This window comes from Bacteroides sp. D2, assembly GCF_025147085.1.
GTDB lineage: Bacteria > Bacteroidota > Bacteroidia > Bacteroidales > Bacteroidaceae > Bacteroides.
In genome coordinates this window covers 4093237-4106181 of the sequence record NZ_CP102261.1, presented here as the reverse complement: position 1 = coordinate 4106181, position 12945 = coordinate 4093237, and the positions used below count along the sequence as shown (strand labels likewise).

At 35.9% G+C, this 12945-nt stretch carries 6 protein-coding genes; 3 read left to right on the top strand and 3 right to left on the bottom strand.

What is annotated here, in order from left to right:
• Positions 1-9: 9 nt before the first annotated feature.
• Positions 10-1296, bottom strand: coding sequence for a GLUG motif-containing protein (locus NQ505_RS14560; RefSeq protein ID WP_009000917.1), 1287 nt, complete (start codon positions 1294-1296; stop codon positions 10-12).
• 290 nt (positions 1297-1586) lie between these two features.
• A complete protein-coding gene (locus NQ505_RS14555) occupies positions 1587-5672 on the bottom strand; it encodes a two-component regulator propeller domain-containing protein (RefSeq protein ID WP_009000916.1) in 4086 nt (1361 codons plus the stop codon).
• Between the two features lie 288 nt (positions 5673-5960).
• On the opposite strand from NQ505_RS14555, the gene NQ505_RS14550 reads away from it, so the two are divergent.
• From NQ505_RS14550 to NQ505_RS14540, 3 genes are read left to right on the top strand one after another with little or no spacing between them, the layout of a single operon-like run.
• Positions 5961-7421, top strand: coding sequence for a sugar-binding protein (locus NQ505_RS14550; RefSeq protein WP_009000915.1), 1461 nt, complete (start codon positions 5961-5963; stop codon positions 7419-7421).
• Between the two features lie 47 nt (positions 7422-7468).
• Positions 7469-8950 carry a family 43 glycosylhydrolase gene (locus tag NQ505_RS14545; RefSeq protein ID WP_009000914.1) on the top strand — a complete coding sequence of 494 codons (1482 nt, stop codon included), beginning with the start codon at positions 7469-7471 and terminating at the stop codon, positions 8948-8950.
• Between the two features lie 42 nt (positions 8951-8992).
• Complete coding sequence (locus tag NQ505_RS14540) at positions 8993-10750, top strand: family 43 glycosylhydrolase (protein WP_009000913.1); 1758 nt, start codon at positions 8993-8995, stop codon at positions 10748-10750.
• Positions 10751-10836: 86 nt separating this feature from the next.
• Here the strand turns inward: NQ505_RS14540 and NQ505_RS14535 are convergent, their stop codons facing one another.
• Positions 10837-12921, bottom strand: coding sequence for a DUF5695 domain-containing protein (locus tag NQ505_RS14535; RefSeq protein ID WP_009000912.1), 2085 nt, complete (start codon positions 12919-12921; stop codon positions 10837-10839).
• Positions 12922-12945 lie beyond the last annotated feature (24 nt).

Sequence of the window (12945 nt, the reverse complement as noted above, 5' to 3'; positions counted from 1 at the left end):
GACTCACGTTTAATTACAAAATACAGGGAATCCTTTGTTCACTCCTTCTTTATCTAAACTCCAACGGGAAAATATGTCTTTTTTATCAACCCATTTATTCAGCAAATCTACAAAAGACTGCTGTTTCATCTCATTGTCAGTGAAATACCTAAAAGACTCCGGTATCTTCATAACTCCGTACATGATCTTATTCCAAGATTCAGAACGTATTTTTTCACTTTCGAAACGAGGTTTCTTTATATCTTTTACCCTGCATGATTCTTCACTCCAAAAACAAGGCCCTCCATCGCGGTTAATCCGGTCGATAGTTGGGATAACCTGAGTCTCGGATATTGCAAAATAAGCATATACCCCTACCAACCCATCCGTAACAGGTGGATAAGTAGTACGAATCTGTCCTGTGTTATAATTATTAGCAAATACAACTTTCCAAGTCGTTATCTCAATAGGATGCAAATTTACATGACCAGCGATACCACCCGCCACATCTCTTGCTATTATTCGTCCCGTATTATAACAATTAGCCACGGTATCATTTGGCAATTCTTTAAGCCCTGTCTCTTTGACCGTTTTTTGATAAGGCTCCGAAAATTCACCAATAATCCCCCCTACATGCTCATAACGCCCTATAATTTCCCCCCTATTGAAAGTATTATAAACAGATCCACCTTCAAAATAGCCGACAATTCCTCCTACACAACGATGACCATATACTCTACCATAATTGCTACAACTAATTATACGATTTTGCCCGGAAGAAAACCCAACAAGTCCACCGGAAAAGTTGCGTTCAGCCTCTATAGTCCCCTCATTAGAACAGTTATGTATCTGCGTATTGTAGGAAATATAACCAGCAAGAGCACCAACATAGTCATAAGAAATAAAATGAGAAAATCGTATATGGACATTCTTTACAGTCGCTCTTTTCAAGAATCCGAAAAGCCCTTGGGAAAACGTTTCAGAACCAGTTTTTGCAAATAATCCTGCAATAAAGTGTCCGTCTCCATCAAAAGTACCTTCGAAAGGAGCTCTAGGTATGCCGATCGGAGTCCACGACTTCATTTTTGTCTGTCGATTCCACTTTTGCCACCCCACTGTATCATTCAGCCAAATATCAGCTGACAACTTTACCACTTTCCCCTGATAAGAATTTCCACTATTCACAGACTTGGCAAAAGCTTTCAAATCTTCAGCTGTAGAAATAACTAATGGATTTTCCGCCTGTCGATGTTGAGTTGCATTCAATATAGAAATGAAAGCCCAGCATATATTCAATAGAAAAAAACGCTTTTCCATTTGCACAGAATTAAAAATTAATACTCATATATCAGGAGACAAAATTCATACTTTTTAAGAAATTTGGAGTACAAAAATCAACCAAATGGGTTTGAAATTGGAGCAATTATAGAAAACTTATTCAACTTATCTCAATTAGTTCAAAAATACACTCATAAAGTTTGGAAATCAACCAATCTCTACTCCAATATAGATATATACGTCTATAAAGTATCATGAATATCAACCATAAAAAACACAGTTGATATTCATGATAAAGCATAGATCAAATTAATATGATTAAAATTTACTCACTGACTAATATCTGATTTTTGAAACTCTTTAGGAGTTATACCAAATTCTTCTTTAAAACATGTTGAGAAATACTTAGGATTAGAAAACCCACAAATATATGCTACTTCTGATACAGAAATCGATTTATTTTTCAACATCTTCACTCCTTGTTTCAAGCGGACATTCCGAATAAACTCAACCGGAGACAAACCTATTATCGCCTTTGTCTTACGATAAAGAGAAGACTTAGACATAGCTAAAGCATCTGCCAGCTGAACTACATCAAATGTGGACGATGATAGATTTTCCTGTATGACATCTGTCACTTTCTTTAAAAATTCCTTATCAATATCAGTTGCATCCAACAAATTAAAGTTTATATCTTCAGCATCTGAACGGAATTCTTCCTGTTTGCTCTTCTTCTCTGCCAGAAAATTATCAATACGAGCTTCAAGCACCTTCAATTCAAAGGGCTTGGAGATATATGCATTAGCTCCGGCATTATAACATTCAATACGGTCTTCCGCACTATTTTTAGCTGTCAATAAAATAATAGGTATATGGCTTGTATCCAGATTACCCTTAACGACACGACACAATTCCAAGCCATCCATTTCAGGCATCATAACGTCACTTACAATAATATCAGCTTCATATTCTTTCATCACTTCTAAAGCTTCTATTCCATTTTTAGCTGTCAGCACATAATAATGCTTGGATAAGATACGCCTCATCAAATATAGTAATTCTTCATTATCTTCTACCAATAAAAGGCGAATATCACTAATCGTAGTATTTATGTCTCCCTCTTCCAACTGCTTCCAATCCAATATATTATTTTCAGCATTCACTGTACCAATTCCGCTCTCCCTTTTCAGTTCCTGCGATGATTCCACATTTATCTCTGCCTCTGTATAGCTTTCCTTATCAATAGGAATAATTACAGTAAATGAAGAACCTCTGCCTACTTCACTTTCCACACTTATTGTTCCATGATGCAGTTCTAATAATTCCTTTGTAAGTGAAAGACCTATACCATTAGTTTCACTCGACACCCAATGTTGATTGGTATAAAATCGAGTAAATATCTTATCAATATCTTCCGAAGCGATTCCTTTACCTGTGTCACTGACTATTATAGATAGATAAGTATGACCGTTCTGTAGAAAAACCGATAATGCAACCTTTATTTCTCCCCCCTCTCCTGTATATTTATAAGCATTAGATAAAAGATTAAAAACAACTTTATCAATCTTATCTACGTCAAAATATGCCTGTATTGTTTCTTCTGGTGATTCAAAAGTAAAAGTCAGTTTCTTCTTCTGAATCAAAGGCATAAAGTTGGAATCACATACATCACGAATCAGAGATACAATATCTCCTGAAGTCACCTTCAGTTTCATATTTCCACTCTCCACTTTACGGAAATCAAGTATTTGCTGCAACAATCTTTTTAAACGATTCACATTGGTACGAATCATGTCAAACTGCGGAATCTTATTTTTATAAGTGATTTCTGCATCATCAATCAAACAAGTAACAATAGTCAATGGTGTGAGAAGATCATGGGAGATGTTTGTAAAATAGCGCAATTTTACCTGAACAAGTTCCTCCGACTTTTCCTTTTCTATTTGAGCAACACTTAATTCATGACGTAATTGCATTCTTCGTTTTGTTCTATAATAAAAAGAATAGCAGACTAATAGAATGAGCATTACATAAATTACATAAGCCCACCAAGTCTCGTAAAAAGCAGGTTCCTTGTCCACCTGCACTTTTGTCACAAGGCTACTCCACAACCCATTTATATCCGTTGCTTTCACACAAAAGGTATGCTTTCCTTTAGGAAGCCGGTTATAATAGGCGAATTGGCGTCCATCTTTAATATACACCCAGTCTTTATCTACTCCTTCCATTTTATAGGCATACTGGATTTTTGTCGGAAAACTATAATTTAAGGAAGAAAAATCAATCTCTATATTTTGATCTTCGGCGTGTAGTTTCAAGGTTCTTTTAAGCAAATTAAAACGTTCATTGAGATTTCCTGTTAATAATGATTCATCTCCCATTTTAACATCCACAATATGAGTTCGTATTTTCTCCGGTTTATCAGCCAGGCGTTTATAAGGCATAAATACAGCAATCCCCCTATTTCCTCCATAAAACATTTCTCCTGCCTGACTTTCAAAACAAGAGTGTTTTGTAAAGGAATTTACAACGATGTCCTGTCCGGCCTGATAGTTTATCTGTCCCCCTGTTTTAGGATCATATTCTATAATTCTTTTATTAGTAGAAATCCAAAGATGTCCGGTTTTATCCATCATCATATCCTGAACACCTTCAGTTAAAGTAGTAAATACATCCGAATAATCTTCAACTGTTTTAGACTTTTGATTGTACAAAAACACATAGCCTTCCTGACTTCCCATCCATACCCTTCCTTCGTTGTCCGTACATAAATCTTCAATATTATCACTTATTAGCAGTCCTGATTCCACATCAAATTTTACAACATTCTCTTTTCTAATCTGAAAATCATCAGAAACAGTCAAACAGAAAACTCCATTACGTCTGGTACTTACCCATATATGCCCCAAATTATCTTCTGCCAGTCCTGTTATTTCTCTCTGAAGAAAACCTGTTTCTTTTAGCGTATTATAATCACCAGCAGGCTTCACAAACAGTCCCAATGATGTTATAACCCAAACATTAAGCTTCTTGTCTTCATAAAAAAATTGCGGATTATTACTGGCACCTTTTATATATTGCTGCAAATTTATCGGCGAAACAAGTTTAACCTGTCCATTCTCTTTCTTTAAAATATAGATAAATGGCTGGTAGGATGGTCCCACCAAAATTTGGTCATTTGAAGAAGAATACCCGATGCAGCCAATAGTTTCGATACCAGATAAGCCTCTCAAATCTGGTATATCTCTATACCAGATAATTTTATTACTATCTTTTTTATAGATTCCTAATCCTAAACGATTCTGATTAATCCAAATATCCCCATCATTATCATTATAAATAGCTTGAATATTGGTAGTAAGCCCTGTTGTCTTCTTTATAGATGGCATCGGATAATTCTGAATAATCGGTTTATCCAAATTAATATAGGCTACTCCCTCATTAAAAGAAGCGATCCACAAATTACCCGATTTATCCAAGCATATTTCACTGAAAATGTTATTCAATTTAGACGAAATGTCGCTAATATCAATCGTTTCCACTAAATTATCAACTCGCTTGCGAACAACATAAAGTCCCCGAGAACTAACTAACCATAGATATCCATATTTTTTATCTTGCTGAATACTGAAAAAAGTACCATTTTCTGGCAATTCACCCTCTTTTACACTTTCTACCGGCATATAAACTTGCTCATCGCTCTCCTCCGGATAAAACTTATAAAGTCCTTCTCCCCATGTACCTATCCAATGCTGCTTCTTGTCATCTTGAAAAACACTGAATGGATTATTCTCCTTACCAAGCGCCGGATATTTTACAAAAGTATCTTTTATCCGATCATAGCGGAATATTCCCTTTCTCCAAAAAGTAACCCAAATATTCTTATCAGCATCCTCATAAATGGAATTTACACTTGTTACGGGCAAAGAACTATCATACCTTTTACAAGAAGAAAAATCACTGGAACAACGATATAATGCCACATAAGTTCCTACCCATATATATCCCTTTGAATCAAACAATATCGAACGAATTTCCTGATCTTTCAACTCTTCATTATCAATATGACTAATTTCATAAGTTTTCTTATTCAGTATATTCAGCCCTTTTTTAGTACCAATCAATATACGTTCCCAAGAATCTGTAATACATGTAATCTGATTATCAGTCAATAAATCCGGAGTCGTTTTTCCAGACCGAAAAGTCAAGATCCGATAGCCATCATAGCGGGATAAGCCTTCACGAGTACCAAACCACATGAAACCTTCACGATCTTGAAATACCCTCTGAACAGAATTAGAAGGCAACTGTTTACTCAATGGAAGTATCTCTACGGAGAATTCTTGTGCCGTAATAGGACCTATTATATTCATTATAAAAAGCACAAATATGATAGTAGTTCTGTTTATTTTCATAGCTTATATTATAAATTCAGCACAATAATAAATGAAAATCCATTTTAAAGCAAGCTATTTAACTATAAAATAAAGCAAAGCCGCCATAAAAAAACATTCTTGAATGATTTTCAGACCTTCTGAATGATTTTTATACCCCTGTAACCACAACTAAAAACTAATAATTCAAAATTAGACGTATTTGATTAATTCAAGAACTCTTATTATAAATAGTTTCCGCAATTTTGCAAAAGAATAATACGCTCATAAAATCAATTATTAATATTAAACTATAAAACATTCAGTATCATGAAAAGAAAGTATGTAAAAATCATGTTCTTATCAATGACATTGTTGACTAGTAGTATAACAACTGCTTACGCTACAATACCGGAAGATGAGAAAAAAGAAGAAGCCCCAAAAGTAACAGAAGATGCTCATTTACCACTAATGATTATCAATGGAACAAACAAATCTGAACATTTCTTTATAAATTCTGAATCACTCACAAATAAAGAAATAAAAATTACTGCGCCAAACGGGTTTACTGTATCTCCATCTGTGATACCTGCCAATAGCGGTAAACAAAAAGTAACCGTAACTTTAAATAGTTCCAAAATACTAACAGAAGGCAAAATAGTACTACGAAATGGAGATTATCGTTCTTATTTGAAAGTAAAAGGATATGGCACTGCACTTCCTGCTAAAGCCATCTCAAAATCGCCCATTTACAAAGGTGGAAATGATTCCGACTTCAACAAAACGTTCACTCCCAGTTCCAAAGGATACACCCTTGAATTTAGAGTAAAAACTGATGAACCGGAAAAATGTTTCTATCCTTACTTTGTCAATGAAAAAGGTTATGGATTTAAGGCATATATAACTTCTACTGAAGTCGGATTATATAATGCATACAAAAAAAATATTTCCAACCCCGCCACTACAGGAAAAGAAGGTGGACTAGGCAAATTCTATAACAATGACGGAGAGGCACACACTTATCGTATTGCAGTAACTCCTGATAACCGCGCTTTTATTTACAGAGACGGTATGCCAATTGACTCTGTTCGTATTATCGACTATGCTCCCCAGCCATACTTTGCATCGGGAATTGGAGAAGCTGTAGAAAATCTATTGAAAAATCCCGACTTTGAAGGGGAATTTGACACAAATCCGGAAAGCAAACTAGTAACAGCTGTTGAAGGATGGGATGTTGTAATAGGTGACCGATGGAATTCTGAACAATATATCAAGCCGGAAGAGATAGACAATATGCAAGATATTGATAATCATATCTTCGAAATAAAACCTTATAAATGGGCCGCTGGCTGGAGTGATGGAATTCTCATGCAGGTTGTAGACGTTGCCCCTAATGAAACTTATACATTATCTGCCTTACTCAAAGGTGGCATTGCCAAAAAAGCAGGTACACTGACTGGCAAAATGATCATTGAAGAAGCACAAAATAAAGAAAAAAAAGTCGTTACAGAAATAGCCAGTGATAATTGGGAAATGTACTCTATGGACTATACAACTTCTGCAGATTGTAAACAGCTACGCATATCCTTCACTGTAGGACGTGGTAAATGGGGTAATGACATCGGTGCAATCCGAGTTGACAACGCTAAATTAACAGGAGTATCATGTAACTATACACCTAAATTTGGTTTCGTGGATAACACTGCAGATATAGAATACTTCACTATTGATGAATCCGGTGCCTATGCCCCCATGCAACCTACTATAACAATTAATCTTCCATCTGAATAACATTGCCAAAAGATATATTAAAATATAGAAGAATAAATAGCAAAATTATGAGACATATTCTATTTATATACTTTATGTTTTCTGTTATTTCTGCTTTTTCACAAAACACTCAGATTAGTCCGGGTGTTTTGTGGAATGATATAAACGGAGAACAAATCAACGCACATGGCGGTTGTGTAGTATTTGAAAATGGATTTTATTACTGGTTTGGAGAAGATCGCACAGGCTTTGTTTCTAATGGGGTAAGTTGCTATCAGTCTAAAGATTTATATAATTGGAAGCGGCTAGGGTTGTCTTTAAAAACAAAAGGAGAACCTAAAGAAGACATGAATGACATATCGCATGGACGCTTATTTGAACGTCCCAAGGTTATTTATAACCCTAAAACAAAAAAGTGGGTCATGTGGACTCATTGGGAAAGTGGTGATGGATATGGAGCTGCAAGAGTCTGTGTGGCAACAAGTGACAGGATAGAAGGTCCCTATATACTATATAAAACTTTTCGTCCCAACAAAAACGAATCACGTGATCAAACTCTTTTTGTAGATACAAACGGAGATGCCTACCATTTCTGTTCAACAGACATGAACACCAACATGAATGTTTCTTTATTGAGAGATGATTATTTAGAACCCACCCCTACTGAAACCAAAATATTGAAAGGGCTAAAATACGAGGCACCAGCTATTTTTAAAGTTGGTGATTACTATTATGGGTTGTTCTCGGGTTGTACTGGCTGGGCTCCTAATCCAGGAAAAACAGCATATACTACTAGTATTTTAAATGAATGGACTACCGGTCGCAACTTTGCAGTAGACAAACTAAAACAAGTAACTTATAATTCACAAAGCTGCTATGTTTTTAAAGTGAACAATAAAACAAATGCATATATCTATATGGGAGATCGCTGGAATTCCAAAAATGTAGAGAAATCCCACCATGTATGGTTGCCGATCAGTATGCGTTCAGGATATCCAGTAGTGAAGTGGTATAACCAATGGGATTTAAGTATCTTTGATAAAATGTACCGTTATAAAAGAGCTGAAAAGATCATAAACGGTAATATTTATTCACTATTGGAGAAAAACTCAGACCGTTTGGTATCAAAACCGATTAATGGTTTTAGTATAGCAGATGACAATGATACCATTAATTTAAGTTTGGAGTTTATTAAAACTGATATTCCTAATGGATATAAACTAAAAGACATTAAAACTGGAAAATTCTTAGAATCATTGTTCGGAACCCTGCGTTTAAATCCGGAAAAACAGAATGATGCTCAATGTTGGATATTTAACTTGCTAGAAGACGGTTATTATCAGATACAGAATGCAAAAGACAAGAAATATATTACTGTTTCCGGTTCAAATACATTCGATGGAACAAGTTTATACCTTACAGAATATTCTAAAAAACTTATGCAGGATTTTGCTGTATATTTCGATTCAGATAAATACCAATATAAAGAAGCAGACATTTTCGCTGCAACTTACAGGACTAATAATTTGAAACTAATGGGAGCCCAATAACTTCCAGACATATTTCAAACAATTAATTAAATTAATTAGATTATGAATATAAAAAAGCAACGAATAAAGATCTACCTCTTATTCATTTTTATATGTCTGCCCAATCTGTCAACTGTTCCTTCTTTCGCTTTTCAATCCCGAGAGATCAGTATGGAGACAGTAAGTAGTTGGGCAGTCACAACTACCGTTTTCAAACTAGCAGGCAGCAATGAAGTCAACAATGTCAAGTTAAACTGGATGCAACGAAAAGATGCTGACCTCTACAAAATATACCGGGACAATAACCTGATTGGAGAAGCTAAAGGTAACACATACGATGATTACAATCTAATGGTCAACAAAACTTTTACTTACCATGTAGAAGCTTTTTATAACGGACAAAAAGTTGCGACTTCCATTTCTCAACAAGCTACCACTTTTATCCCTACCGGTGAAAGTAAAGTTTACGACAACCTGAATGGCAAATACATCACAAAAGAATCCTCCGGTAACAAACCACAAGGAATGAAAATCAATGATCTTTATTTTTCCTATAAAATAGAAAATACGGAGAAGACTGTTGATGGACAACAACTCAAAGGATGGCTAGTCACTGAAAGTTACTCTAAAACAGGATTAAATGGAAGTTGGAGTACTCCTAGAGAGTTGGTCTTTTATCCGAATGTTAAAATGGAAGGTAATGCGTTCCGATATAATCCAAAGACAGGAAAAGTTGTATTATCTTCGCATTATGAAGATGAAAATGGATACACAGCAGCTAAAATCTATCTAGCGCAAATTACCCCTAAAGGTAAACTTGAAGTAGGTACTATGGAACGTCCATTAGGACATGATTCAAGAGACCAATCGCTTTTTATTGATGATGATAATACGGCATATCTCCTTTCTGCCACTAACACAAACAGTGATATAAATATATATAAATTGGATGCTTCTTGGACCAAACCTGTCGAATTAGTCAACACAATATGCAAAGGATTACATAGAGAAACTCCTGCAATCATCAAGAAAGATGGAGAATACTACTTCTTCAGTTCAAAGGCTTCCGGATGGTACCCAAGTCAAACGATGTATACCTCAACAACAGACTTGGCAGGTGAATGGACACCTATGAGAGAAATTGGTAATAATACTACCTTTGATGCACAATTCAACAGAATTAGTAAAGTAGGAACAACTTATGGAGTATGGAGCTATCATTGGGGGGCACAACGGAAATATAAAACTCCGGACGGTAACTTCCCCAGAATCTCTATTGCTGCATTTAATAAAGGGTATGCTTCCATGGATTATTACAGATATTTGGAATTCAACGACGATTATGGAATTATCCCTGTACAAAATGGTAAGAATTTGACATTAAATGTTCCTGTTACATCTGCTGTATCTGGAGCAAAAGGAGTCAAAGCCGACTGTATTACCGATGGAGCAAGTTTAGACTCCTCCACTTACTTCCAAAAAAGTTCAAATGCTACCATAGGTACACCTTACATGTTTACTATAGACATGCAGAAAAAAGCTAGAATTTCAGAAATAAATCTTTCCACAAGATTAGTCAATGGTTCTGAAGCGGCCTATAAATATACAATTGAAGGAAGTCCAGATGGCAAAAGCTATAAAATGCTTGTAGACGGCAGAACAAATTGGCAAGTGGGATTTCTGATTCTGAATGTAGAAGACCCTACAGCTTATAGATATTTACGTCTGCGTATCTATGGCGTTGTCAATATACATAAAGGAAATTCTGCAATGTGGGCTGACGGCATTTATGAATTTGCAGCTTTTGGAACTCCAGAATAACAAGTAATCAATAAAGTCACAATAAAGCCGGTTAACTTCAAACATTAACCGGCTTTATTGTTATCTAGAAAACGTGCTATCGCTGACTAATAAATATCTTTATTCACCAGTAAATAGTAAACTAATGCCCAATCCTGATCATTAGCATAAGGATCATAAAATCCGGCCTTTACGCCGTTTACTTTATTAGGATAGATATAAGCACAAGAGGCCTTACCATCTTCAAAGAACAGGCAAAGATTGTTTCTTACGATATTTTCAGCACGTCTTTTATAAGTATTGTCTCCGACACATTGTGCATACAGATAAAAAGCAGCTCCTGTTAATGTACTCCAATAATGAGGAAAGGTATCTCCCCACATCTCCCGTTTTCCAAACCAGTAACCATCCCAATGCCGGATTGCAATTTCATTCAGATGATAACTTGGTTGATTCCCATTAAACGCTTCCAATGCCGGCATCTGCTGTTTAGCTCCATCCAAATATTTTTGAATTCCCGTTTCCAGATAAAGCTGTAACAAGAAAATAATTGAGGGAGCTACAATTGCTTGTTCATAATTAACCTCACTTGCCGGATAATTCAGTCCGTTTTTCACAAAAGTATCTCCAACCTGTATATAATCATTCTTCAGAGTTTCATATTCAACATCCATATCGGCAGCTTTCAATGTTTGCAACCCTAAATGCACAGGAATCCCTATAGCATAAAAACCATGCCCGAACTGACGAAACATAGACCGTAAAGTCATATAGCCATCTACTGCATATTGCTTGTCTCCTGTGATTTTGTACATTTGAAAATAAAAATCCGCTACCCATGCATAGTTATATGCTCTATTTCTTCCCTTACGATCGACAGAAGAAAATGTCTTGTAATCACTTTCCTGCAATCTATTACGTAGAAATTTTGCATATTTCAACAAAGCTGTTTTTATATGATCATCAGGATGCAATTGATAATATTTAGCCAACAAGACTCCCATTCCAACACGTTCGGCACCCTCATCCCGATCGACAGGATTACAGTTGCGAGTATTATTCAAATATATTTCATTCTTTTCGTTATCATAAACCATGAAAGCATCTTTACGTGTATTTGACTCTTTCATCTGCTGATGGTCACAAATGAAGTCAACCCGTTTTTTTATCAAGCTGTCCACATTATCGATAACCAAGCAAGTTACGTGCGTTTGTTTCCCCTCCCCATAAAAAATATCAAAACGATTCTCTCCTAATTGCTCCATCTTAACTTCTGCTATCCACAAGTTACCTCGCTTTTTCATCGGAATATGAATATCCTGTTTTTTTAATACACATTTCTGAATGGAGTTTTCAGCGGCCAACTCTATAAATGCCTTCTCCCCTTTTTCAAACACATATTTATTACAAGAAACAAATACACTTCCCTTTTCTAACAGTTTCTGACGAAAATCGTCTATACCTTTATGAGCAAATAAACACCAAGATATCGAATATTCTTTCCCGGGCATCAACTGCAAATCCGGCAAATTCAGAGTTATAATCCCTCTTGTATGAGAATTGCCTTTATCTCTGCCACGCTCCCATATCTCATAACTTTTAACTGCCCCCTTCGTCAACACTAACCCCAGGTGCGGCGCATAGCCTCCCATTCGAAGAGCATTTATGTAGGCGGCATTTTCTCCCTCCCAAATATGGGTATTAGTGCGGGCATTTATACATGTACGCGAACCGGGATAATTATCATTAAATGGTGTATAGACGCCTATATCAACAAGTACCACCTCATCCTCTCCCTGATTCCGAAAAGTATATTCTTCTACAAGCTCATCACCTACCATTTTTCTTTTCACACATATACGTATGTCACCTGCCATATAAACGACCTCGTTTCCTTCTTGCTTTATTTCAACAGGGACTTCCCAAGATACTTTTTCTTTCCGATTTCCTTTTACTTGGGTTGCATATCCCAATCCCCATCCATAATTCTCCTTGACCCACCGATATTGACTTCCGTCAGTAGCTACCAGCCAGTTCATCTTCTGTGGGTCATTCGCAATACTTAATGTTTGCAAGGCTCCTGTTTGAGAATTCACCTGATAACTAATTTTCTGTGCCGAAACAAATGTACCCATCATTCCGAAAAACAGAAAGCCACAAAACTTAGGTAACATCTTCTTTACTTTTTCCATTTTGTTTTTCCACTATGATTAATA